This is a genomic window from Burkholderia sp. AU16482, from assembly GCF_002223285.1.
Lineage (GTDB): Bacteria > Pseudomonadota > Gammaproteobacteria > Burkholderiales > Burkholderiaceae > Burkholderia > Burkholderia semiarida.
Window position 1 is genome coordinate 58373 of record NZ_NKEY01000007.1, and the last position, 23519, is coordinate 81891.

20 protein-coding genes are annotated in these 23519 nt (G+C 66.7%); 7 read left to right on the top strand and 13 right to left on the bottom strand.

Features of this window, described 5'->3' with window-relative positions:
* Positions 1–138 precede the first annotated feature (138 nt).
* Positions 139–432, top strand: a complete 294-nt coding sequence (locus tag CFB35_RS27165; protein ID WP_059582042.1) for a DUF4148 domain-containing protein — start codon at positions 139–141, stop codon at positions 430–432.
* Between the two features lie 222 nt (positions 433–654).
* Here CFB35_RS27165 and CFB35_RS27170 read toward each other — a convergent pair whose 3' ends face one another.
* The 4 genes from CFB35_RS27170 to CFB35_RS27185 all read right to left on the bottom strand — a co-directional run bounded on the left by CFB35_RS27170 (position 655) and on the right by CFB35_RS27185 (position 5358).
* Complete coding sequence (locus tag CFB35_RS27170; protein ID WP_059582041.1) at positions 655–1734, bottom strand: purine nucleoside permease; 1080 nt, start codon at positions 1732–1734, stop codon at positions 655–657.
* A gap of 231 nt (positions 1735–1965) precedes the next feature.
* Positions 1966–2559 (bottom strand): LysE family translocator, encoded by a 594-nt coding sequence (locus tag CFB35_RS27175; RefSeq protein ID WP_059582036.1) that lies wholly within the window; start codon positions 2557–2559, stop codon positions 1966–1968.
* A gap of 81 nt (positions 2560–2640) precedes the next feature.
* Positions 2641–3705: a selenide, water dikinase SelD gene (gene selD, locus CFB35_RS27180; protein ID WP_089465911.1), complete on the bottom strand. Its 1065-nt coding sequence runs from the start codon at positions 3703–3705 to the stop codon at positions 2641–2643.
* Positions 3706–3849: 144 nt separating this feature from the next.
* Positions 3850–5358: a PLP-dependent aminotransferase family protein gene (locus CFB35_RS27185; protein ID WP_089465820.1), complete on the bottom strand. Its 1509-nt coding sequence runs from the start codon at positions 5356–5358 to the stop codon at positions 3850–3852.
* 126 nt (positions 5359–5484) lie between these two features.
* Between CFB35_RS27185 and CFB35_RS27190 the strand changes: the two genes are divergently transcribed.
* The gene (locus tag CFB35_RS27190) at positions 5485–6768 is read left to right on the top strand and encodes a 4-aminobutyrate--2-oxoglutarate transaminase (protein ID WP_059582213.1); all 1284 of its coding nucleotides are present in this window, start codon (positions 5485–5487) and stop codon (positions 6766–6768) included.
* Positions 6769–6869: 101 nt separating this feature from the next.
* Positions 6870–8339, top strand: coding sequence for an NADP-dependent succinate-semialdehyde dehydrogenase (gabD, locus tag CFB35_RS27195; RefSeq protein WP_059582028.1), 1470 nt, complete (start codon positions 6870–6872; stop codon positions 8337–8339).
* Positions 8340–8459: 120 nt separating this feature from the next.
* Here gabD and CFB35_RS27200 read toward each other — a convergent pair whose 3' ends face one another.
* Together CFB35_RS27200 and CFB35_RS27205 are read right to left on the bottom strand one after the other, a co-directional pair.
* Positions 8460–10004, bottom strand: a complete 1545-nt coding sequence (locus CFB35_RS27200; protein WP_089465821.1) for a PAS domain-containing methyl-accepting chemotaxis protein — start codon at positions 10002–10004, stop codon at positions 8460–8462.
* Positions 10005–10415: 411 nt separating this feature from the next.
* On the bottom strand, positions 10416–11960 hold the full coding sequence (locus CFB35_RS27205; protein ID WP_059582026.1) for a PAS domain-containing methyl-accepting chemotaxis protein: 1545 nt from the start codon (positions 11958–11960) through the stop codon (positions 10416–10418).
* Between the two features lie 311 nt (positions 11961–12271).
* Here CFB35_RS27205 and CFB35_RS35485 point away from each other — a divergent pair, with 311 nt between their 5' ends.
* Together CFB35_RS35485 and CFB35_RS27215 are read left to right on the top strand one after the other, a co-directional pair.
* Complete coding sequence (locus CFB35_RS35485; RefSeq protein ID WP_059582021.1) at positions 12272–12490, top strand: hypothetical protein; 219 nt, start codon at positions 12272–12274, stop codon at positions 12488–12490.
* Positions 12487–13047 (top strand): GNAT family N-acetyltransferase, encoded by a 561-nt coding sequence (locus CFB35_RS27215; protein ID WP_059582019.1) that lies wholly within the window; start codon positions 12487–12489, stop codon positions 13045–13047. Before CFB35_RS35485 ends, CFB35_RS27215 begins: the two co-directional genes overlap by 4 nt.
* Before the next feature lie 163 nt (positions 13048–13210).
* Here CFB35_RS27215 and pcaF read toward each other — a convergent pair whose 3' ends face one another.
* Positions 13211–14413, bottom strand: coding sequence for a 3-oxoadipyl-CoA thiolase (pcaF, locus tag CFB35_RS27220; RefSeq protein WP_059582016.1), 1203 nt, complete (start codon positions 14411–14413; stop codon positions 13211–13213).
* A 227-nt stretch (positions 14414–14640) separates the two neighbouring features.
* On the opposite strand from pcaF, the gene CFB35_RS27225 reads away from it, so the two are divergent.
* Positions 14641–15429 (top strand): IclR family transcriptional regulator, encoded by a 789-nt coding sequence (locus CFB35_RS27225; protein ID WP_060011279.1) that lies wholly within the window; start codon positions 14641–14643, stop codon positions 15427–15429.
* 18 nt (positions 15430–15447) lie between these two features.
* Here CFB35_RS27225 and CFB35_RS27230 read toward each other — a convergent pair whose 3' ends face one another.
* The 6 genes from CFB35_RS27230 to CFB35_RS27255 form a co-directional block, all read right to left on the bottom strand.
* Positions 15448–16518, bottom strand: a complete 1071-nt coding sequence (locus CFB35_RS27230; RefSeq protein WP_060011277.1) for a YhcG family protein — start codon at positions 16516–16518, stop codon at positions 15448–15450.
* Positions 16519–16789: 271 nt separating this feature from the next.
* Complete coding sequence (locus CFB35_RS27235) at positions 16790–17905, bottom strand: succinylglutamate desuccinylase/aspartoacylase family protein (protein WP_060011275.1); 1116 nt, start codon at positions 17903–17905, stop codon at positions 16790–16792.
* Between the two features lie 151 nt (positions 17906–18056).
* Positions 18057–19388, bottom strand: coding sequence for an MFS transporter (locus CFB35_RS27240; protein ID WP_060011272.1), 1332 nt, complete (start codon positions 19386–19388; stop codon positions 18057–18059).
* 56 nt (positions 19389–19444) lie between these two features.
* Positions 19445–20635 (bottom strand): M20 aminoacylase family protein, encoded by a 1191-nt coding sequence (locus CFB35_RS27245; RefSeq protein WP_059582001.1) that lies wholly within the window; start codon positions 20633–20635, stop codon positions 19445–19447.
* Between the two features lie 277 nt (positions 20636–20912).
* Positions 20913–21275, bottom strand: a complete 363-nt coding sequence (locus tag CFB35_RS27250; protein WP_306427107.1) for a DUF3331 domain-containing protein — start codon at positions 21273–21275, stop codon at positions 20913–20915.
* A 499-nt stretch (positions 21276–21774) separates the two neighbouring features.
* On the bottom strand, positions 21775–22683 hold the full coding sequence (locus CFB35_RS27255; RefSeq protein ID WP_059582208.1) for a LysR family transcriptional regulator: 909 nt from the start codon (positions 22681–22683) through the stop codon (positions 21775–21777).
* A 121-nt stretch (positions 22684–22804) separates the two neighbouring features.
* Between CFB35_RS27255 and CFB35_RS27260 the strand changes: the two genes are divergently transcribed.
* Positions 22805–23518 (top strand): type 1 glutamine amidotransferase domain-containing protein, encoded by a 714-nt coding sequence (locus CFB35_RS27260; RefSeq protein WP_059581998.1) that lies wholly within the window; start codon positions 22805–22807, stop codon positions 23516–23518.
* Position 23519 lies beyond the last annotated feature (1 nt).

Here is a 23519-nt window from a genome sequence, read left to right on the forward strand (position 1 = left end):
GCGAGCCGCATTTATCGCGACGGAACGGACACCTAGAGTAAACCCTGTCGCGCACCTCGTTGCGCATCGAACAGATCCCGCCTGGCGGGACCGGAGTAAGCGCTCAAGCGCCCGCTCCGACATCTTAGGAGTGACGCCATGAACCGCCGCCATCTTCTCTCGGCCCTTGCTCTCACGCTTGCCGTGTCCGCACCGGCCTTCGCCGATTCGGGTACGCCGCACGCCGGCGACTACGGCAACACGTCGTGGTATTCGCAGCACAACGGCCCGCGCACGCGCGCCGAAGTGAGCGCCGAGGTCGTGCAGGCACGCAAGGACGGCACGCTCGCGTACCTGCGCAAGGCAACGTCGTACCCGCAAGGGCTCGAGCTCGCACAAGGCGCCTATCGCCCGATGCCGGAAAGCAACCAGCTCGCCGGCGGGGGCCGGTAACCGCGCGAGGCCGCGCAGCGGGTTGCCCCGCGCGCGGTGTCTCGAACCACCTCGTCGACGACTCGCTGAGTCAGTGAGTTGCAGGAGCACATGATGAACGATCAACTTCCTTCGCCGCTCGATCACTGGGACGACACCACGCCGGTGTGGACGCCGTTCCGCTCCGGGTCGCAATCGCATTGACGCTCGCGGCGACGTGTCGCCGATACCGTCCTGCGGCGATCAACGGCGCGGCACTCCATCACGCCATTCGCCCCAGTGCGTGACGATGTCCTGCACGAGCGGATTGCCCGCGCGGTACAGGTTTTCGGTCGCCGGCGCAAAGCCGCCCTGGTCCGCGTAGTTCAGCAGGTTGTCCGCGCTCGTCTGTCCCGCGTACGGCCGGTCGAAATCGGACCCCGTGCGCAGCACGGCGACGCGCGACAGGTCGACCCGCTTCACGCTCGCCGCGCGCTTGAGCGCTTCGTACGTTGCGTTGTCTTCCTGCGCGGTCATGCAGTACGTGCCCTTGCCGTCCGTGAGGATCTTGGTCCACTGGCGCGCGCGCTCGCCGATCAGCGTGCCCGAGAACCACGTGTTGCCCGATGACGTATCGCACTGGATCACCGTCGGCGGCCGGTTGGCCGGCGCGTACGTGAACTTCGCGCGCGCGGCCTGCGCCTGTGCGCTGTCCGCGAGCACGACGTTGCGCGACAGCGCGTATGCGGCGTCGGTCAACTGCGGGTTGAGCTGGAATACTTCGGTGCGATAGTCGAGCGGCGGCTTGTCGTTCGGGCTCTTCGTGTTGATGCCGAGAAAACCGGTGTTCCACCCGGCCGGAATCTCGCGCGCATCGAGCTCCCACTGCAGGCTGAAATCGACGAGGTATTTCGACCACGCGGCCGAGCCGACCGTGCCTTGCGCGGGGTCGACGCCCGCGATGCCCGAAACCAGGAAATACGTGCGGCGCAGGTCGAAGCGCTGCGAGAACGTGAGCGCCATGATCGTCGCCGACGCGTTCGCATAGCCCATGCCGGTCGTGACCACGCACACGTCCTGCTTGTTGCAGTGGACGGCCGGATAGTCGGGCGACAGGCCGGGCACGGTAATGTCGCGCCACGGGCCGAGCCGGTCGAGCCACGCCTGGCCTTCCGGACCGAACATCGTGATGATCATGACCTTGACCGGGCGGCCCTGTGCGCCGGTCTCGGCGAATGCGGCGTTGCCCGCGTTGTTGCCCTGGTTGTCCTGCGCGATCGACGGCGCGGTCGCGCAGGCCGCGAGCGAGAATGCAGCGGCTGAAAGGATGGAGCGAGTCAGCATCGGCGTTCCTTGTATCAGTGATGTTGGATGAGAACGGCTGTCGGAGACTGCGCGAGGGAGTATAGAACGGGCGTGCGCGATGCGGAACCCGACTACGAAACGGCGGGCCGTGTTTCGTGCGAACGGATGCGTGTTGCGCGACGGGAAATTGCCCACTCGTCGCGGCCCTGCAAACGTCAGGAATGCTATCTTGTTTGCCGCCAACCGCGACGTCGGCCGCTTCTCGGCGCGCTACACGCGCAACAGCCCCGCGACGCCATATCCGAGCACGACGAGTGCGGCGACCACATGGCTCGCGGCGAGCCATCCCGGCGACTTCACGAAGCGCCCGATCGCGCTGCCGCCGAACGCGAACACGAGCTGCCCGGCGAGACTGCCCGCGAACACGCACGCCGCGCCGAGCAGCCAGTGCCGGTGCGCACCGGCGGCAGCGGTCGCATAGCCGTAGAACAGCAGGATGGTCAGCGGATTCGCGAGCGTGACGAAGAACATCGACATGAACGGGCGATCGGCCGGCGGCGTCGGTACGCTGCCGTCGAGCGTGCGGCGCCGCTCACGCAGCGCCTGCCACAGCATCCGCGCGCCCATCGCGAGCAGCACGAACGCACCGACCCTGCGGAACACCGACAGATACGACGCCAGCGTGCCCGCGAGCAGCGCGCCGATCGTGAACGCGACGACCGCATAGCAGCCGTCGGCAGCGGCCACTCCGAGCGCCGCGCGCACGCCGGTCGCCGTACCGGCGCGCATGCCGTAGTGCGCGATCATCAGTGCGACGGGCCCGACCGACAGCGCGATCGTCAGCCCGAACAGGAAGTCGTTCATCGGTCGTCGATGGCATCGATACCGTCGATGGAAAGCGTCGATTCCGGCGACGTCGAAACGATGCGGCGTGTGAATCCGGCGTCAGGCGACGTCGACGCGTGCGGGCCCGTCCACCATCTCGCCGATCACCGCCGCGCGGTCGAAACCGTCGGCACGGAAGCACGCGAGCACGTCGTCGACCGCTTCCGGCGCACATGCGACCAGCAGCCCGCCCGACGTCTGCGGATCGGTCAGTAGCGCCTGCGCGACGGGCGGCAGCGCGTCGGCGAGCCGCACATCGGTGCCGTACGCGGCCCAGTTGCGGCCCGACGCACCGGTGAACACGCCGTCGGCGACGAACGTCTCGACGCCCGCGAGCCACGGCAGCGACGCATAGTGCACGCGCGCGGTGAGCCGCGCGCCGCGCGCCAGTTCGAGCGTATGGCCGAGCAGCCCGAAGCCCGTGACGTCGGTCAGCGCATGCACGCCCGACAGCGCGGCGAGTTCGGCGCCCGGCCGGTTCAGCTTGGTGGTGGTCGCAACCATCTGCGCGTAACCCGCGGCATCGAGCTGGTTCTTCTTCAGCGCGGCCGACAGCACGCCGACGCCGAGCGGCTTGCCGAGCACGAGCACGTCGCCCGCACGCGCGGCCGCGTTGCGCTTCACGCGCGACGGATGCACGACGCCGATCGCCGCGAGCCCGTAGATCGGCTCGACCGAATCGATCGAATGACCGCCCGCGACCGGAATGCCGGCCTCCGCGCATACCGATTCGCCGCCGCGCAGCACGGCCGCGATCGTTTCGTGCGGCAGCACGTTGATCGGCATGCCGACCAGCGCGAGCGCGAGAATCGGCTTGCCGCCCATCGCATAAACGTCGGACAGCGCGTTGGCGGCCGCGATGCGGCCGAAGTCGAACGGATCGTCGACGATCGGCATGAAGAAATCGGTGGTCGCGACGATCGCCTGCTCGTCGTTGAGCCGGTAGACGGCCGCGTCGTCGGACGTCTCGGTGCCGACCAGCAGATCGGGGAACAGCGCGGGCGGCGTCGCGCGCTTGAGCAGTTCGGACAGCACGCCCGGCGCGATCTTGCAGCCGCAGCCGCCGCCGTGCGACAGGCTCGTGAGGCGCGGAACGGCGGGCGGGGCTTGGGTGGCTTCGGTCATCGTCGGCATCCGGTGAATAACAACGTTCTATTATCGACAATTCCGCGCGAGCGCGCCCGGTACGCTCTCCGCGTTGCCGAGCGTATTGCGCTTCGGTCGGTCTTTGGCGGAATCGCAACGAGCCGATATTGCCGTGCTCACGCGTCAAGCCAGCGCCACGGCCCCGCCGAACGCCCGCTCGTCGATCGCCTCGGCCAGCGTCGCGAACGCGGTCGCGATCTCGTCTTCCGGCACGCACGCATAGCCGAGCAGCAACCCCGACGCGGCGCGCTCGCGATCCGCGTAATACCCGGACAGCGGCCGCACGACGATGTTGCGTTCGAGCGCGGCCTGCGCGACCGCGCGATCGTCGACGTCCGCCGGCAATTGCGTGACGAGATGCAGCCCCGCGTCGCTGCCGAGCGCGTGCAGTGTATCGCCGTAGCGGCGCGCGACCGCGTCGAGCAGCACCTCGCGGCGTTGCCCGTACAGCGTACGCATCTTGCGGATATGCGACACGAAATGCCCTTCCGCGATGAATTCGGCGAGCACGGCCTGCTGCAGCAACTGCCCTTCGCGATACAGCTCGGCGCTCGCGGTCGCGAAACTTTCCGCGAGCGGCTCCGGCGCGACCAGATAGCCGACCCGCAGCCCCGGGAACAGCGTCTTGCCGAAACTCCCGACGTAGATCACCTGCCCGGCCGTGTCGAGCCCTTGCAGCGACGCGAGCGGCCGGCTGCCGTAGCGGAATTCGCTGTCGTAGTCGTCCTCGATGATCCAGCAGCCGTGCTGGCGCGCGTATTCGAGCAGCATCCGCCGCCGCGCGAGGCTCATCACCATCCCGAGCGGATACTGGTGCGACGGCGTGACGAGCATCAGCTTCGGCGGCTCGGCAAGATCGGCGGCCGACGGCGCGATGCCTTCGTCGTCGACCGGGATCGGCCGCGTGGTCAGCCCCGACACGTTCAGCACGCTGCGCACGCCCCAGTAGCACGGATCCTCGGTCCAGATCGCGTCGCCCGGGTCGGTCAGCAAGCGCACCGCGAGATCGATCGACTGGTGGATACCAGTCGTGATCACGATCTGCTCGGGCGTGCAGCGCACCGAGCGCGACGTGCGCAGGTAGTCGGCCAGCGCCTCGCGCAGCAGCGCGAGCCCGCCGCCGGGTGCGTAGGTCAGCAGGTCCGGGCGCAGGCGCCGCCAGTACTTGTTGTGCAGCCGCGTCCAGACACGCGCCGGAAATCGCGACACATCGGGCACGCCCGGCATGAACGCGCCGCCCTGGCGCTTCGACACGCCGGCGCCCTCGACGAGCCGCGTGCCGCGCGTAGACAACCGCCGCGTGGACGAAGGCACGACCGCCGGCCCGCCAGCCGGATCGGCCGGCGCGCCGACGATCTCGTCGGGCGCGCTGTCGGCGACGAACGTGCCGCGGCCCGTCGCCGAGTTCACGTAGCCTTCGAGCGCAAGCTGTTCGTAAACCTGCGTGACCGTGTTGCGCGCGATCCCGAGCTCGGCGGCCAGCAGCCGCGACGACGGCACGCGCGTGCCGGCCGGCAGTTCGCGCGACAGGATCGCCTGTTGCAGCAGCCGGTGAAGCTGCCGGTAGATCGGCTGTTCGCCGCCGCGCACGAGGCGCTGCGCCAGCCAGTCCGACAACACGCTCGCGCGCATGATTGGCTCCTGAATATTTATTGAAATGGCTCTGATTGCCGGAGCCAAATGTGATTATAGTCGCCTCCATGGGCCGCCAAGGCGGCCGATTTTCTACTCACCGGGAAGAACATCAAGGAGATGACCGTGAAGAATGCCGATCTGCAGGCCCGCAAGAACGCCGCCACCCCGCGCGGCGTCGGCGTGATGTGCGATTTCTACGCAGCCCGCGCCGAGAACGCGGAGCTGTGGGATGTCGAAGGCCGCCGCTTCATCGATTTCGCCGCCGGCATCGCGGTGCTGAACACGGGCCACCGCCACCCGAAGATCGTCAAGGCGATCGCGGATCAGTTGAACAACTTCACGCACACCGCTTACCAGATCGTCCCGTACGCGTCGTACGTCGAGCTGGCGGAGAAGATCAACGCACGCGCGCCGGGCGACTTCCCGAAGAAGACCGCGTTCTTCACGACCGGCGCCGAAGCCGTCGAGAACGCGATCAAGATCGCGCGTGCGGCGACCGGCCGTCCGGGCGTGATCGCATTCTCGGGCGGCTTCCACGGCCGCACGATGATGGGCATGGCGCTGACCGGCAAGGTCGCGCCGTACAAGCTGAACTTCGGCCCGTTCCCGGGCGACGTGTTCCACGCGCCGTACCCGAACGCCGTGCACGGCGTGACGACCGCCGACTCGATCAAGGCGATCGAGATGCTGTTCAAGGCCGACATCGATCCGAAGCGTGTCGCCGCGATCATCTTCGAACCGGTCCAGGGCGAAGGCGGCTTCAACCCGGCGCCGGCCGAATTCGTGCGCGCGCTGCGCAAGATCTGTAACGAACACGGCATCCTGCTGATCGCCGACGAAGTGCAGACGGGCTTCGCACGCACCGGCAAGCTGTTCGCGATGCAGCACTACGACGTGCTGGCCGACCTGATCACGATGGCGAAGAGCCTCGCCGGCGGCATGCCGCTGTCGGGCGTCGTCGGCCGTGCGGACGTGATGGACGCAGCGGCGCCCGGCGGCCTCGGCGGCACCTACGCGGGCAACCCGCTGGCCGTCGCATCGGCGCACGCGGTGCTCGAAATCATCGACGAAGAGAAGCTGTGCGAGCGCGCGACGCAGCTCGGCGACGTGCTGAAGGCGAAGCTGAATGCGCTGCAGGCCGACGTGCCGCAGATCGCCGACGTGCGCGGCCCGGGCGCGATGATCGCGGTCGAATTCCTGAAGCCGGGTTCGGGCGAGCCCGATGCCGAATTCACGAAGCGCGTGCAGACGCGTGCGCTCGAGCGCGGCCTGCTGCTGCTCGTGTGCGGCGTGTACTCGAACGTCGTGCGCTTCCTGTTCCCGCTGACGATCCCGCAAGCCGTGTTCGACGAAGCGCTCGCGATCCTCGAGGAAGTGCTGAAGGAAACGGTCGGCGTGCCGGCCTGAGTGCCCGTCCACGTCAACTGAATGCGCCGCCGCCGTCGTGAAGACGGCGGCGGCCGTTTTCATCGGTCCTTATCCGTCCTTTTTCGAAGCAGGCGATTCACATGAGCACCGTTCAGGAAACCCTGGCACTGAAAGATCCGTCGCTGTTCCGCCAGCAGGCGTACATCAATGGCGAATGGCAACACGCGGCGACCGGCGAGTCGTTCGACGTCCGCAATCCGGCGACGGGCGGCCTGCTCGGCACCGTGCCGGCGATGGGCACGGCCGAGACGCGTCATGCGATCGAGGCCGCGAACGCCGCATGGCCGGCGTGGCGCAAGAAGACCGCGAAGGAACGCGCGACGATCCTGCGCAAGTGGCACGACCTGATGATGGAAAACGCCGACGACCTCGCGCTGATCCTGACCACCGAGCAAGGCAAGTCGCTGGCCGAAGCGAAGGGCGAGATCGCCTACGCGGCGTCGTTCCTCGAGTGGTTCGCGGAAGAAGGCAAGCGCGTGTACGGCGACACGATCCCGACGCCGGCGAGCGACAAGCGCATCGTCGTGACGAAGGAAGCGATCGGCGTATGCGCGGCGATCACGCCGTGGAACTTCCCGGCGGCGATGATCACGCGCAAGGTCGGCCCGGCGCTCGCCGCGGGCTGCCCGATCGTCGTGAAGCCGGCCGAGGCGACGCCGTTCTCCGCGCTCGCGATGGCCGTGCTGGCCGAGCGCGCGGGCGTGCCGGCCGGCGTGTTCAGCGTCGTCACGGGCGATCCGAAGGCGATCGGCGGCGAGCTGACGTCGAACCCGATCGTGCGCAAGCTGTCGTTCACCGGCTCGACGCCGGTCGGCCGCCTGCTGATGTCGCAATGCGCGGCGACGGTCAAGAAGGTGTCGCTGGAACTCGGCGGCAACGCGCCGTTCATCGTGTTCGACGACGCCGATCTCGATGCGGCCGTGCAGGGCGCGATCGCGTCGAAGTACCGCAACAGCGGCCAGACGTGCGTGTGCACGAACCGCTTCTACGTGCACGAAGCCGTGTACGACCAGTTCGCGCAGAAGCTCGCGGCGGCCGTCGGCCAGTTGAAGGTCGGCCGCGGCACGGAGCCGGGCGTCACGCAGGGCCCGCTGATCAACGAAGCCGCCGTGCTGAAGGTCGAGGCGCACATCGAGGACGCGCTCGCGAAGGGCGCGACTGTCGTGACGGGCGGCAAGCGCCACGCGCTCGGCCACGGCTTCTTCGAGCCGACCGTGCTGACGGGCGTCACGCCGGCGATGAAGGTCGCGAAGGAAGAGACGTTCGGGCCGCTCGCGCCGCTGTTCAAGTTCGGCAGCGACGACGAGGTGATCCGTCTCGCGAACGACACCGAGTTCGGCCTCGCCGCCTACTTCTACAGCCGCGACATCGGCCGCGTGTGGAAGGTGGCCGAGGCGCTCGAATACGGGATGGTCGGCGTGAACACGGGCCTGATCTCGAACGAAGTCGCGCCGTTCGGCGGCGTCAAGCAGTCGGGCCTCGGCCGCGAAGGCTCGCACTACGGCATCGACGACTACGTCGTGATCAAGTACCTCTGCCTCGCCGTCTGACGGTTCGGGGCCTGCCGCTTTCGGCGCCAGGCCCTGGCCGCCCGGCCGGAACCGGGCGGCCCGACGCGGGCCGGTACCCCTCTCCGTCGCGCCCGCGTCACCCTTCCTGTCGTTCCGCGATCAGCGGAATACGTTCACCGCCTCCACCAAACGCGTCGCCTGCTGCTTCAGGCTCTCCGACGCCGCCGTGCTCTGCTCGACCAACGCCGCGTTCTGCTGCGTGATGTTGTCCAGGTGCACGACCGCCTGGTCGACCTGCGCGACGCCCGTGCTTTGCTCGGCCGTCGACGAACTGATCTCCGCGATCAGATCCGACACGCGCTTCACCTGCGTGACGATGTCCTCCATCGTCTTGCCCGCGCCGTCGACGATCCGCGCGCCCGATTCGACACGCTCGACGCTCGCACCGATCAGCGTCTTGATCTCCTTCGCCGCGTTCGCGCTGCGCTGCGCGAGCGCCCGTACTTCGCCCGCCACCACCGCGAAGCCGCGCCCCTGATCGCCCGCCCGCGCGGCCTCGACGGCTGCGTTCAGCGCGAGAATGTTGGTCTGGAACGCGATGCCGTCGATCACGCCGATGATGTCCGCGATCTTGCGCGAGCTGGCGGTGATGTCGTTCATCGTCGCGACGACTTCGCTCACCGCCTGCCCGCCGCGCCCGGCCGCCTCGCTCGCGGAAACCGACAATTGATTCGCCTGCAGCGCCGTTTCCGCGTTGCTCGACACGGTAGCCGTCATCTCGGCCATCGACGCGGCCGTCTGCTGCACGCTCGATGCGGCCTGCTCGGTACGCGCGCTCAGGTCGCTGTTGCCCTGCGCGATCTCGTTGCTCGCGCGCTGCACGTTCAGCACCTGCTCGCTGACGTCGTCGACGAGCCAGCGGAACATCAGCCCGAGCTGGTTGATCGTGCGCAGCGTCATGCCGATCTCGTCGACGCGGTTCATCCGCACGCCGCTGCGGCTTTCGCCGGTCGCCACGCGCAACGCCTCGTCGCGCAGTTCCCGCAGCGGCCGCACGATCTGTGCGTCGAGCCACAGCCCGGCCGCCGCCGTCACGCCGACCGCCGCACCGGCAAATGCCGCGAGCGCCCCGCCGGTCAACCCGCCCGCCCAGCCGGCGCCGATGACGGCCGGCGCCAGCACGCACAGCGTCGATACCAGCCGGGCTCGCACCGACATCGTCTGGAACAGCGACGCCACACGCAGTGCGCCCGTGCGAACGATCAATCCCTTGTGGAACCGGCGGCTGCCGGCCTTGCCTTCGCGGAAATCGCGATACAGCGCCTCGGCGGCCGCGATCTCGTCGCGCGTCGCCTTCGTGCGCACCGACATGTAGCCTTTCGGCTGCCCGTTGCGCATCACCGGAATCGCGTTCGCACGCACCCAGTAGTGATCGCCGTTCTTGCGGCGGTTCTTCACGAGCGCGGTCCACGGCTCGCCGCCCTGGAGCGTCGCCCACATGTCGGCGAACGCCTCTTTCGGCATGTCCGGATGCCGCACCACGTTGTGCGGCTGACCTTCGATCTCCTCGGGAGAAAAGCCGCTGACCTGAATGAATGCCGCGTTCGCGTACGTGACGTAGCTGTCGGCATCGGTCGTCGACATCAGCGTCGCATCGTCGGCAAATTCGAATTCGCGTTGCGTGACGGGCTGGTTGTTGCGCATGGTGTGGAGCTCCGGGTGGCGGATCTTGCGTCCGCTCGTCGATTGATTCGAGACCCCACGCATGACGATCGAGTCGCATGCGTGTAAGTCGACTCCTGCGCTTTCGGCAAATTCGGCGAAAACATTATGCCGAATCCGGATAAATATGCATTAAACATGCATCATCGTGTTTTTGCCGAACAATATGTTCATGGATAAACGAATTGCCTTGTCGGGCAAGGGTTTGCCGGCGATTCGTCTGATCATTCGACGTCGTGCATCCGGCCTGATTCAACGTGCGCCGGTAAAATCGGAAATACGAATATTTCTCGTTTTCCGCCATTCGATTCAATCCAAAAATCCGAATGAACGCTGTGCGCGACACGCCGGATTCATCGATCGAACCCGCGCATCGCGCACGCTTTTACGCCGTCACCTGAACACGTTCACCGCATCCACGAGTCGCGTCGCCTGCTGCTTCAGGCTTTCCGACGCCGCCGTGCTCTGTTCGACCAACGCCGCGTTCTGCTGCGTGATGTTGTCCAGATGCACGACCGCCTGGTCAACCTGCGCGACGCCCGTGCTCTGCTCGGCCGTCGACGAACTGATCTCCGCGATCAGATCCGACACGCGCTTCACCTGCGTGACGATGTCCTCCATCGTCTTGCCCGCGCCGTCGACGATCCGCGCGCCCGATTCGACGCGCTCGACGCTCGCGCCGATCAGCGTCTTGATCTCCTTCGCCGCGTTCGCGCTGCGCTGCGCGAGCGCGCGCACCTCGCCCGCCACCACCGCGAAGCCGCGCCCCTGTTCGCCTGCGCGTGCGGCCTCGACGGCCGCGTTCAGCGCGAGAATGTTGGTCTGGAACGCGATGCCGTCGATCACGCCAATGATGTCCGCGATCTTGCGCGAGCTGGCGGTGATGTCGTTCATCGTCGCGACGACTTCGCTCACCGCCTGCCCGCCGCGCCCGGCCGCCTCGCTCGCGGAAACCGACAACTGATTCGCCTGCAGCGCCGTTTCCGCGTTGCTCGACACGGTAGCCGTCATCTCGGCCATCGACGCGGCCGTCTGCTGCACGCTCGATGCGGCCTGCTCGGTACGCGCGCTCAGGTCGCTGTTGCCCTGCGCGATCTCGTTGCTCGCGCGCTGGACGTTGTGCACCTGCTCGCTGACGTCGTCGACGAGCCAGCGAAACATCAGCCCGAGCTGGTTGATCGTGCGCAGCGTCATGCCGATCTCGTCGACACGGTTCATTCGCACGCCGCGCCGGCTTTCACCGGTCGCGACGTTCAGCGCCTGCTCGTGCAGCCGCTTCAGCGGTTGCACGATCTGCGCGTCGAGCCACCAGCCGGCCGCGGCCGCCACGCCGGCCGTCACGCCGGCAAACGCCGCGAGCCCGCCGCCGGTCAACCCGCCCGCCCAGCCAGCGCCGACGACCGCCGGCGCCAGCACGCACAGTGCCGAATGAACGCGCGCGCGCACCGACATCGTCTGCGCCAGCGATGCGACACGCAGCAGCCCGGTGCGGATCACGAGCCCCTTGTGGAACCGGCGCCGGCCGGCCTTGCCTTCACGAAACGCGCGATACAGCGCGTCCGCGGCTTCGCTCTCCTCGTGCGGCGCCTTCGTGCGCACCGACATGTAGCCCTGCGGCGCGCCGTCGCGCATCACCGGAATCGCGTTCGCGCGCACCCAGTAGTGGTCGCCGTTCTTGCGGCGGTTCTTCACGAGCGCGGTCCACGGCTCGCCGGCCTGAAGCGTCGCCCACATGTCGGCGAACGCTTCCTTCGGCATGTCCGGGTGACGCACCACGTTGTGCGGCTGGCCGACGAGTTCCTCGTTCGAGAAACCGCTTACCTGCGCGAACGTCGTGTTCGCGTAAGTGATGATGCTGTCGGCATCGGTCGTCGACATCAGCGTGACGTCGTCGGGAAAATCGAATTCCTGTTGGGTAACGGGCTGGTTGTTGCGCATGCAAGGCTCCGAAAGGCGGATCTATCGTCCGCGCCGCGCTGAATTCGCGCTCAGTAGCCGAAAAACGGTTGATCGCTTTACGACACTCTCGTCCTTACTGTCGGCAATTCACCGGAAAACCTTAATCCCGATGCGCATAAAATAGGCAATCGGGCGATTGCCATGATTTCGATCAAATAATCCGGCGATAATCGCCACGCTCGTTTATTTGTCTGTCTCGGAGCGCCGTACGGTTTGACAATGCGTGCGGCCGTTGCAAGTGGCGAAACGATCGGCCTATCCTGCTCCATTCCACCTGAATTCGAATTCTGATGAAAAAGGCATTGCATGAAGTGAATCGGCTGTCCTCGAATACGACGACGGTCGAGCATGACAGCCATACCGGCGATCAGGCCGCGTTTCTCCGCAACGGCGACGCCGCGCGGTTTCCGCAAGAACACGAACCGGACGGCCACCGGATGCTGCCGCCCGAAGGCATGCCGCGCCTGCCGGTGATGTACGCAATCGCCGCGCACCGGGTGGCAGCATGACCCGCCGCACCGCCGCCGAACGCGACGCGCTGTCGGCCCGCCCGCTGGCCCGCGACGACGTGCCGCTCGTGTGGACCATCGACCGGCGCGAAATCATCGAACACCTGTACGTGCTGCGCGACGGCGCGCTGCATCTCGTGCCCGAGTTCTACGACGTGGCCGGCTGGCCCGACGGCGAAGCCGATCACTACACGCCGATCCTGCTCGACTGCCACGACCGCGGCGGCTGGTTTCTCGGCAGGTTCGACGGCACGCGGCTCGTCGCGGCCGTCGTCGTCGACAGCCGGCCGCTGGGCCCGCAGCGCGACATGCTTCAGTTGAAGTTCCTGCACGTGAGCCATGATTGGCGCGGTTGCGGACTCGGCGAACAGCTTTATCGCGCGGCGCAGGTGCACGCACGTGCAATGGGTGCCGAGCGCCTGTATGTATCGGCCACGCCGTCGCGGCGCACGATCGACTTCTACCTGCGGCTCGGCTTCACGGTCAGCACGGCGCCCGATCCCGAGCTTTACGCGCTCGAGCCCGAGGACATTCACCTCGAAGGGCCGACGGCCTGACGGCCCGGTACGCGGATAGCGGCGCGTCTGCCGCGACTGTCGCAGGCCGATTAACGACGAAAGCGACGACGGGCGGCACGAGACAACTCGTGCCGCCCGTCATGGCGGAAACAGCGCAACGGTAAAGCGGCGCGTATGCGACCGCTTCACCACATCGCGCCGGTCAGACGCGTTCGATCGCGATCGCGATGCCCTGGCCGACGCCGATGCACATCGTGCACAGCGCGAAGCGACCGTTCGTGCGATGCAGCTGGTACATCGCGGTCGTCACGAGGCGCGCGCCCGACGCGCCGAGCGGATGGCCGAGCGCGATCGCGCCGCCGTTCGGGTTCACGCGCGGATCGTCGTCGGCGACGCCGAGCATGCGCAGCACCGCGAGGCCCTGCGACGCGAACGCTTCGTTCAGTTCGATCACGTCGAACTGGTCGATCGTCATCCCGAGCCGCGCGAGCAGCTTCTGCGTGGCCGGCGCGGGGCCGATGCCCATCACGCGCGGCGCGACGCCGGCCGTCGCGATCCCCAGCACGCGGGCGCGCGGCGTCAGGCCGAAGCGCTTCGCGGTTACCTCGTTCGCCAGCAGCAGCGCGGCGGCGCCGTCGTTGACGCCCGATGCGTTGCCGGCCGTGACCGAGCCGTCCGGGCGCACGACGCCCTTCAGCTTCGCGAGCGCTTCGAGCGACGTTTCGCGCGGATGCTCGTCGCGCGACACGACCACCGGATCGCCCTTCTTCTGCGCAATCGTGACCGACACGATTTCTTCAGCCAGCGTGCCGTCCTGCTGCGCGCGCGCCGCCTTCTGCTGGCTGCGCAGCGCGAACAGGTCCTGATCCGCGCGGCTGACGTTGTAGTCGACCGCGACGTTCTCGGCGGTTTCCGGCATCGAATCGACACCGTGCAGCTGTTTCATCAACGGATTGACGAAGCGCCAGCCGATCGTCGTATCGTAGATGTCGGCCTGCCGCGCGAACGCGCTCGCGGCCTTGCCCATCACGAACGGCGCGCGCGTCATGCTCTCGACGCCGCCCGCGACCATCAGCGCGGCTTCGCCCGACTTGATCGCACGCGCGGCCACGCCGACCGCATCCATCCCCGAACCGCACAGGCGGTTGATCGTCGAACCCGGCACGCCCTGCGGCAGGCCCGCGAGCAGCAGCGACATGCGCGCGACGTTGCGGTTGTCCTCGCCGGCCTGGTTCGCGCAGCCGTAGATCACGTCGTCGATCGCCGTCCAGTCGACGTCGCGATTGCGCTCGACGAGCGCCTTGAGCGGCACCGCGCCCAGATCGTCGGCGCGCACGCCCGACAGTGCACCGCCGTAACGCCCGATCGGCGTACGGATCGCATCACACAGAAAAGCTTCGGTCATCAGTGTCTCCGGTCCCGTGAAAGGCTGGGAAATGAACAGGGCGCGCCCCTTGCATTGCCCGCCGGGATGCGCTTAAATGTTCTATATACGAACATAAGATCGTGTATCGAACGTTCAACGCATCATAGGGAGTGCGGGGATGCCCTGTCAAGCGCGCGGCGCGCCGGGCGGTTGGCGTGTCGGGCCCCATGCGCTATCTTCTCGGCTGCACGACATTCCAGGCCCTCATGACAACCGACGATATTCAGACGAAACCCGGCGATTCCTATGTACAGTCGTTCGCGCGCGGCCTCGCGGTGATCCGCGCGTTCGACGCGGCGCGCCCGGAGCAGACGCTCACCGAGGTCGCGTCGGCCACCGGCCTCACGCGCGCGGGCGCGCGCCGGATCCTGCTCACGCTGCAGACGCTCGGCTACGTCGAGGCCGACGGCCGGCTGTTCCGGCTCACGCCGAAGATCCTCGAGCTCGGCTTCGCGTACCTGACGTCGATGCCGTTCTGGAATCTCGCCGATCCGGTGATGGAGCAACTGTCGGAACAGATCCACGAAAGCTGTTCGGCCGCGGTGCTCGACCGCACCGAGATCGTCTACGTGCTGCGCGTGCCGACCCGCAAGATCATGACGATCAACCTGTCGATCGGCAGCCGGTTGCCCGCGTACTGCACGTCGATGGGCCGCGTGCTGCTGTCCGCGCTCGACGACGCGGCGCTCGACGAAACGCTCGCGCAGAGCGGCATCCGCGCGCACACGCCGCGCACGATCACCGACATCGGCGAACTGAAGGCGACGATCGCGCAGGCGCGCCAGCAGGGCTGGGCCGTGGTCGATCAGGAACTCGAGGTGGGGCTGATGTCGCTGTCCGCGCCGATCCGCAACCGGCGCGGGCAGATCATCGCCGCGATGAACATCAGCGGCAACGCGCAGCGGCATACCGCGAAGCAGATGGTGAAGGAGTTTCTCGGCCCGCTGCAGCAGGCCGCGCAGACGGTATCGGAACTAGTGGCGCGGCGGGGGTGAGCGCGGGCGCGGAACACATCAGTCCGTATTCCGCGCTGCGCTGCGGGGCCTGATTTGCAACCGTGCCCGTTGCATCGCTTGCTGCAGCCGTTCGGTCAGCACCGCACGCGGCGGCAAAGCCGTCAGATACTCCGCCACGTGGATGCCGGACTTATCCAGTTCCAGCAGCTCGATCTGCTCTGATTTTTTTCCGGTGCAGAGAATGATTCCAAGGGGTGGCGCTTCATCAGCCTCCCGCTCGTGTCTGTCGAGCCAGCGCAGATACAGCTCCATCTGCCCCTTGTACGCGGCCTTGAACTCACCGACCTTCAACTCTACAGCGACCAGCCGCCGCAGCTTCCGGTTGTAGAACAGCAAGTCGAGATGGAAATCCTCGTCGTCGATCTGGATGCGCTTTTGCCTCGCGACGAACGTGAAGCCGGCACCCAGCTCCAGCAGAAAGGCTTCCATTTCGCGAATGATCGCGGTCTCCAGGTCGCCTTCCTGCCAGGTGTCGCGCAAACCCAGGAAATCGAGAATATATGGATCGCGCATGATGAGGCTGGGTGACATGCGTTGTGCATCCCGCATCGTTGCCAGCTCCGTGGCGATCAGCGCATCCGGCTTCCGTGAAAGCGCGGTGCGCTCGTACAACATCGAGTCGATACGCTCGCGCAGCGTCCTGACGCTCCAGCGTTCCACATTGGCCATCTGCGCATAGTAGTCACGTTGACGCGGGTCTTTCAGCGGAATCAACGCAATGAAATGTGTCCAGCTCAATTGTCGTATCAGCGATACGACAATCCGCTCGTCCGGAAAGGTCACGGCAAACTGCACCATGCGGCGAAGATTCTTCACGGCGAAGCCGCCGCCGTAATCTTTCGTCAACTGCGCCGCAAGCGTGGGAAGCACTTCCTCACCATAGTCGGCCCGTTTGCCCGCAAGGACTTCGACATGAACGAGCCGGCCAATGCGCCAATAAAGCATCGTCAGCTCGCTATTCACCGCGGATGCGGCGCGCTGCCGCGCCGCTTCGATCAAGGCGCGGATGTTCCCCAACAGGGTTCGTGTCGCGACGGGCGATGCGACGACAACCTTACGTCGGATCATGTTGTTGCCTCCTATGCGCCGCGGCCGCAATCGTCCGGTATCCGCTCGCGTGCTCCTCGAGGGCGCCGACATCGGCCCGCTGCCGAACCGTCGTCGCAGTGAAATAAAAAAACGGGCGACACAGGCCGCCCGCGAAAACTCCAATCGCTCTGCAACATCCTTCTTGCAAAACACGGAGCGAACTCCGCGTCGCTCAATTTACGGGCGCGCGCGCGTCCGATCAATTTGACGGGAACGAAATTGCGCTCCGAATCCGTCGGACACGGCGTCGTCACGCCCCCAGCAGCATCCCCTTTCGCACCGGCACCGTGCCCGTCACGCGCCCGAGCGGCGCGCCGGCCGTCACGAAGCGGATCGCGCGCCGCATGTAGAACACGCCGTCGGTCGCGCTCGAGATCGTCGTGACCGCATCCGTCAGCGGATCGACGATGTCGAACAGCGGATCGCCGGCGCGGATCATCGCGCCGATCGGCGCACGGTGCACGAGAATCCCGCTCACCGGCGCGTAAAACTGCTCGCTGCCCGCGAGCGGCGTGGCCGGCGCGGCCAGCGGCGGCAGCGGCGCGCGTTCGCCGCGCACCGCGCCGCACCAGACGAGATAGTCGACGAGCGCGCCGGCGTCGCGGCGCGCGTAGTCGTACGTCACGTCGCGCTGGCCGCGACACTCGACCGTCACGGCCACGGTACCCGCCGCCATCGGCGTGCCGGACGGCAAATGCGTGCGCAACCGTGACCACAGCAGATGATGCGCGTCGTCGAACGCATGGCCGCCCGAATCCTCCGCGAGCAGCGACACCTCCACGCCGAGATAACGCGCGAGCGGCTCGACGTCCGGCCACGCGGTGTCGCTCGTGTACACGTGCATCACCGCTTCGAGCGAGCAATGCAGGTCGATCACGACGTCGGCGTCGTGCGACAGTTTCAGCAGCGCAAGCTGCAGCGCATCGAATTCGGTGCGCGGCGCGATTTCATCGAGCGCCGCGCCGACGCATTCGCGCACGATCGCGCGATTGCGCACGCCGTCGTCGCCCAGCCGGTCGCGCGCACGTGCGGCGATCTCCGCGAGCGGCAGGAAGCCGCGATTGAAGTTGCGGCCGCTCGCGAGATCGAACCGGCCGATGAACTGCCCGAGCAGATGATGATTGAGGCCGACCGGGTTCGCCACCGGCACGAGCACGATTTCGGCCGCGAGCCGGCCTTCGGCGTCGAGTTGCGCGAGGCGCTGCTTGAGCATGACCGCGGCAAGCATCGCGGGCGTCTCGTCCGCGTGCAGCGCGGCCTGCAGGTAGATCTTGCGGCCGCAGTCGGCCGGCCCGAAATGAAAGCTCGTCAGCGTGCGCTGCGTGCCGATCGACGGCGACAGGAGCGGCGTGGTGCGAATCTGCATCGATGGTCCTGAACCGATGAAAAGGGGAATCGGGGAAACGAGCCGGCGCGGCGCTCAGTCGCCGTACGGGTTGAAATCGAAATACTGCTCCGCGATCCAGCGGTGCGCGGGCGGTAGGCGCGCATGGCCGCGCCGCCACCCGCATCGCGCGTCAGTCCAGCGATTCGCGCGCCGTCTCGCGCAGCATCGCGACCGCGATCAGCGACAGCACCACGCATGCGGCCACGTAGCCGGCCGGTGCGAGCTTGCTGCCGGTCGTCTTCACGAGCCACGTCGCGATCAGTTGCGCGGTGCCGCCGAAGATCGTCACCGCGAGCGCATACGCGATCGAGATGCCCGTCGCGCGCACGTGGCGCGGCAGCGACTCGCACATCAGCGCCATTTCCGACGCCGAGCCGAGCGAATAGAACAACAGCATCAGCGCGGTCAGCGGCAGGATCACCGACAGCGTCGGATGATGGTTCATCAGCCAGAACGCCGGGAACAGCAGCGCGACCAGCACGCCGCGGCCGACGAAGATCGGCAGGCGCCGGCTGCCGAGCTTGTCCGACAGCCAGCCGAACAGCGGGCACGTGACCAGCATCACGCAGCCCGACGCGACGCCGACGAACATCGACAGCTTCATCGGCAGACCGAGCGTATGAATCGCGTAGGTCGGCATGTAGAAGGTCAGGATGTAGGTCGACACCGTGCCGCCCATTACCGTGAGCATCAGCAGCACCACCGTGCGCGTGTGCTTCGAGAACAGTTCGTGCAGCACGCCGCGCTCGATGCCGTGATGACGGTCGCCGGGCGCGTCGTCCGCGAGCCGGCGGCGCAAGAACATCCCGACCGGCGCGATCAGCACGCCGACGAGGAACGGCAGCCGCCAGCCCCAGCTTTCCAGCGCGTCCTTCGTCATCGTGTTCGACAGCAGCGCCGCGAACCCGGAGCCCATCAGCGCGGCGCCGCCCTGCGTCGCGAGCTGCCAGCTCGCGCGGAACCCGCGGCGCGACGTGCCGCCCTGTTCGAGCAGCGTCGACGTCGCCGCGCCGAATTCGCCGCCCTGCGAGAAGCCCTGCAACAGCCGCGCGAACACGACGAGCAACGGCGCGGCCACGCCCACTTGCGCATGGGTCGGCGCGATCGCGATCAGCCCGGTGCCGAGCGCCATCAGCATGATCGTCAGGTTCAGCGCGGCCTTGCGCCCCTTGCGGTCCGCGTAGACGCCGAGCACGACGCTGCCGAGCGGCCGCGTGAAGAAGCCGGCGGCGAAGGTCGCGACCGACAGCAGCAGCGACGTGGTCGGGTCGCTCGACGGGAAGAACAGCTTGCCGATCAGCACCGCGAAGAAGCCGTACACGGTGAAGTCGAAGAATTCCAGCCAGTTGCCGATCACGGCCGCGGCGATCGCGCCGCGTCGCGTGACGGCAGGCGCGCCGCGCGCATCGCCTTCGACGGCGCCCGTCGACGCGGGGTGCAGCGCGAGATGGTCTTTCTGCATCGCTATCCTCTCCTGTCAAAGCAGCCGGAAGCGCCGGCCGCACGCCGCCGCCGCGATCACTGCCCGAGGTAACGCTCGACGAGGCGCGTCCAGAACGCCGCGCCGATCGGCAGGTTGCGATCGTTGAAGTCGTATTTCGGGTTGTGCACCATGCAGCCGTCCTCGCCTTCGCCGTTGCCGAGCCGCACGAACGAGCCCGGCCGCTGCTGCAGCATGAACGCGAAATCCTCGCTGCCCATCAGCAGGTCGGTCTGCTCGACCACGTGCGCATCGCCGACGAGTTCGCGTGCGACCTGAGCCGCGAAGTCGGTTTCGGCATCCGAATTAATGACGACCGGATAGCCTTCGATGTATTCGACGTTCGCGGTCGCGCCGTAACTCGCGGCCTGCGTTTCGGCCAGCTCGGTGATGCGGCGCTTGAGCAGCGCGCGCACTTCCGGGCTGAACGAACGCACGCTGAGTTCGAGGCGCGCGCCGTTCGGAATCACGTTGTTCGCGGTGCCCGCGTGCATCGAGCCGACCGTGACGACCGCCGGCTGCGACGGGTCGACGTTGCGCGCGACGATCGTCTGCAGCGCCATCACGATGCTCGCCGCGACGACGACCGGATCGACCGTCAGGTGCGGCCGCGCCGCATGGCCGCCGACGCCTTCGATCGTGATGATCGCCTTGTCGCCCGCCGACATGAACGGGCCGCGCCGCGTGAGAAACACGCCCGGCGCCGCGCCCGGATGGTTGTGCATGCCGAACACGGCGTCGCACGGGAAGCGCTCGAACAGGCCGTCGTCGATCATCTTCTTCGCGCCGCTGTCGACGCCGTGCTCCTCAGCCGGCTGGAAATACAGGTGTACGGTGCCGGAGAAGTTGCGCGTCTTCGCGAGATGCTGCGCGGCGCCGAGCAGCATCGTCGTATGGCCGTCGTGGCCGCATGCGTGCATCTTGCCGTGCGTGCCGCTCGCATACGGCAGGCCGGTCGCCTCGACGATCGGCAGCGCATCCATGTCCGCGCGAATGCCGATGCTGCGCGCGCCGTCGCCCACGCGCAGCGTGCCGACGACGCCCGTCTTGCCGACGCCGCGCGTCACCTGCCAGCCCCATTGCTCGAGCTTGTCCGCGACGAGCGCGGCCGTGTCGTGCTCTTCGTATGCGAGTTCCGGATGGTGATGGATGTGGTGACGGATCTCGCGCAGCCCGCCGGCGGCGGGCATCAGATCCTCGACTTCGGTGAATCGGGTATCGGTGGTCATCAAGGGGCTCCTGCCGTTCGTCTGCGCACGCCGGGCGAGGCGTGCGGGAAAGCGAGCCACTATATCGAGCCGATATCGGTTCAATAAGATGCGGAATTTTTCACCGTGATAACGTTTTTTAATCAGGGTTAACGCGGCCTGACGGGTCACAACCGTGGCTTTCGGTCAGATACGGGTACGGCTTTCGATTAGATCCGGCTATGGCTTCCTCACGCATCGCTGAAACGCCCGTAACCGAAATCCCGTCCGAACGAAGCTTGCCCAAGTCTCGTAGACATCAACGATTCTCTTCCGCTTCGTGGAGCGCCGACGCAAGGATCATCGCGTCGGCATTGAGCGGCCTTGGGCGGCCACGGGGCTGATAGACGGCGTCACCGGGCAGGACCGGCCGGCCGCTGATCGCACACACCGCGCTGGTGCGAGCGCGAGTTGCATGCCACGCCTGATCGCCATACGAACAATGCGTCGAATCGTGCCATGCCATCGTTACCGCTGTCGCGCTCACGCGGTCGACGAACCTCACCGAGACGGTCCGCCGCTCCGCGGCGGTCGTCCGCAGGCGCAACCGACGTTCCGTCCGGTGTGCACACAACGACTCGCTCGAAGACGCGAACGATCGCGCATCGTCGCTTCGGCACAATTGGAGAAGCAGACCCAGCGTCTGCTTTCATGGATCCACCGCCATCACGTCAGTCGCGGAATTCATCGTTATCCTCGTTGCGTCGGTACGTTGACTTGTTTTTCTCCCGGCGCGCGCCGCACAAGGCGCGCGATTCGAGCAGCAGCAGCCGTGCACGCACGATGCGCCTACGCATCAGATATTCATGAGGCCGCGAGCCGTAGAACAAAAATGAAACTGTCACCGTTTGCGAGGTAAAGATGTCGCCTCGAGGCCCGGCGCCGGCGGTAAGCAGCCATCTTTGTAGCTCGCCAATGCGTCACCTCGCAACGCTCGTCTTCGTTCAGCACGAGTTCCGCCTTCGGTCGTCCAGTCGCCATGTTGACGTCCCACGTTCCGTTGACGTCAACATACTGCGTCAACATGGGCCAGTTACCGACGGAACGGGACGCTGGCATTTGACGACCGTGGCGCCGGCCCTTCCACCGCGTGCCACAGCGCAGAACGTATCGCAATCGCTTCAAGCCTCGCCCGTCGACGCGACCAACATGTCGATCAAGGTGCGGGACGCGGCCGACAGGCGGCGATGCGGTGCGTACACGACTGAAAACGGCCGTGTGCGCCCGCGCAGATGGGGCAATACCTCGACGAGATTTCCGGCCCGGATCCGATCCTGGACGATGAAGTCATAGGTCTGGCAGATACCGGCGCCACTCTGCGCCATCGACACGACACCGAGCACGTCGTCGGACACCGCGACGTTCGAAGCCGGCAGCCAATCGATGTCGCGATCGCCGTCACGGAATACCCAGGGCGCGATACGGCCGCTGCTGGGCAGCATGAACGGCAAACAAAGATGGTGCTCCAGGTCGGCCACGTTTCCGGGCGTGCCGGCGTGGGCGACGTACTCGGGCGACGCGACAAGGCACAGCGCCGCATCCTCGAGCTTGCGCGCGACCAGACCGCTGTCCGGCAATTCGCCCAGACGGATCGCCAGGTCGAAACCTTCGGCCACGAGATCCACGTTCCGGTTCGCGATGTTCAACTCCACGCGAACGTGCGGGTGTTCCCGCGTGAACCGTCGAAGCAGCGGCGGCAGACGATAGTGCCCGTACGTCGTCGGTACGCTCAGCCGGACATGGCCGGTCAACGTACCGCCGTGCCCCTGAATGGCCCGCTCGGCGTCATCGATCAGCAAAAACGCCGCGCGCGATTGCTCCAGATAGAGCCTGCCGTGCTCCGTCAGGCTCAACCGCCGCGTGGAACGACGCAGCAACTGCGTGCCCAGCCGGGCCTCCAGACGTGTGATGGCCCGGCTCAACACGGAAGGCGTGCTCCCCAATGCGACCGCACCGGCAGTCATCGAGCCTTTTTCGACCACCGTCACGAACGCTTCCACGTCACCGAGGTGATCGAATTTACGCGCCATCTTGTCCTCCAAAGAACAAAAGCTTTACTTTCGCGCCAGTTTATCTTCATCGATGAGCCAAATAAAGTGCGTGCGTCGTGACTGCATCGTCGAGTCACCCGTTGAAATCCAGGAGCACAGCATGAATGGCGAACATCGCGAGCGGCAGCATCTGCAGGTTCTATTCGTACTCACGAGCCACGCGAAGAAAGGCTCAACCGGCGAGCCGACCGGTTTCTATCTCGGCGAAGTGACGCATCCGCTGGCTGAACTGGACGCGGCCGGCATTCCCGTCGAATTCGCATCGATTCAGGGCGGCGAACCGCCGGTCGACGGGCTCGACCTGACCGATGAAATCAATGCGCGCTATTGGAACGACCGTGATTTCCGCGACGCGCTGCGCCACACGCAGCGGCTGGGCGACGTCGATGCGTCGAAGTATGCCGCTGTCTTCTTTGCCGGCGGCCACGGCGCGATGTGGGACTTTCCGGGCAATCCCGACGTGCAGAAAGTGACCCGCGACATCCATGACGCGGGTGGGGTGGTCGGCGCGGTGTGTCATGGGCCGGCCGCACTGGTCGACGTGAAGCTCGGCGACGGTACATATCTCGTCGCCGGCAAGAATCTGAGCGCCTTCACGGACGAGGAAGAACGGGAGGTCCAGCTCGATCGCGTCGTCCCGTTCCTGCTCGCGAGCACCTTGAAGCAGCGCGGCGCACTTCACCATCCCGTGCCGAACTGGACCGCCAAGGTCGTCGTCGACGGACGGCTCGTGACTGGCCAGAACCCGCAGTCGGCCGCCGGCGTGGGCGCCGCGATGCGTCATCTGTTGCTCGCCCGTTCACGACAAGCTTGAA

What these genes read in the sequence shown, in the direction of transcription:
- CFB35_RS27165 (WP_059582042.1), top strand. Translation starts at nt 139, where the DNA reads ATGAACCGCCGCCATCTTCTCTCGGCCCTTGCTCTCACGCTTGCCGTG.
- CFB35_RS27170 (WP_059582041.1), bottom strand. Translation starts at nt 1,734, where the DNA reads ATGCTGACTCGCTCCATCCTTTCAGCCGCTGCATTCTCGCTCGCGGCC.
- CFB35_RS27175 (WP_059582036.1), bottom strand. Translation starts at nt 2,559, where the DNA reads ATGAACGACTTCCTGTTCGGGCTGACGATCGCGCTGTCGGTCGGGCCC.
- selD (WP_089465911.1), bottom strand. Translation starts at nt 3,705, where the DNA reads ATGACCGAAGCCACCCAAGCCCCGCCCGCCGTTCCGCGCCTCACGAGC.
- CFB35_RS27185 (WP_089465820.1), bottom strand. Translation starts at nt 5,358, where the DNA reads ATGCGCGCGAGCGTGTTGTCGGACTGGCTGGCGCAGCGCCTCGTGCGC.
- gabD (WP_059582028.1), top strand. Translation starts at nt 6,870, where the DNA reads ATGAGCACCGTTCAGGAAACCCTGGCACTGAAAGATCCGTCGCTGTTC.
- CFB35_RS27200 (WP_089465821.1), bottom strand. Translation starts at nt 10,004, where the DNA reads ATGCGCAACAACCAGCCCGTCACGCAACGCGAATTCGAATTTGCCGAC.
- CFB35_RS27205 (WP_059582026.1), bottom strand. Translation starts at nt 11,960, where the DNA reads ATGCGCAACAACCAGCCCGTTACCCAACAGGAATTCGATTTTCCCGAC.
- CFB35_RS35485 (WP_059582021.1), top strand. Translation starts at nt 12,272, where the DNA reads ATGAAAAAGGCATTGCATGAAGTGAATCGGCTGTCCTCGAATACGACG.
- CFB35_RS27215 (WP_059582019.1), top strand. Translation starts at nt 12,487, where the DNA reads ATGACCCGCCGCACCGCCGCCGAACGCGACGCGCTGTCGGCCCGCCCG.
- pcaF (WP_059582016.1), bottom strand. Translation starts at nt 14,413, where the DNA reads ATGACCGAAGCTTTTCTGTGTGATGCGATCCGTACGCCGATCGGGCGT.
- CFB35_RS27225 (WP_060011279.1), top strand. Translation starts at nt 14,641, where the DNA reads ATGACAACCGACGATATTCAGACGAAACCCGGCGATTCCTATGTACAG.
- CFB35_RS27230 (WP_060011277.1), bottom strand. Translation starts at nt 16,518, where the DNA reads ATGATCCGACGTAAGGTTGTCGTCGCATCGCCCGTCGCGACACGAACC.
- CFB35_RS27235 (WP_060011275.1), bottom strand. Translation starts at nt 17,905, where the DNA reads ATGCAGATTCGCACCACGCCGCTCCTGTCGCCGTCGATCGGCACGCAG.
- CFB35_RS27240 (WP_060011272.1), bottom strand. Translation starts at nt 19,388, where the DNA reads ATGCAGAAAGACCATCTCGCGCTGCACCCCGCGTCGACGGGCGCCGTC.
- CFB35_RS27245 (WP_059582001.1), bottom strand. Translation starts at nt 20,635, where the DNA reads ATGACCACCGATACCCGATTCACCGAAGTCGAGGATCTGATGCCCGCC.
- CFB35_RS27255 (WP_059582208.1), bottom strand. Translation starts at nt 22,683, where the DNA reads ATGGCGCGTAAATTCGATCACCTCGGTGACGTGGAAGCGTTCGTGACG.
- CFB35_RS27260 (WP_059581998.1), top strand. Translation starts at nt 22,805, where the DNA reads ATGAATGGCGAACATCGCGAGCGGCAGCATCTGCAGGTTCTATTCGTA.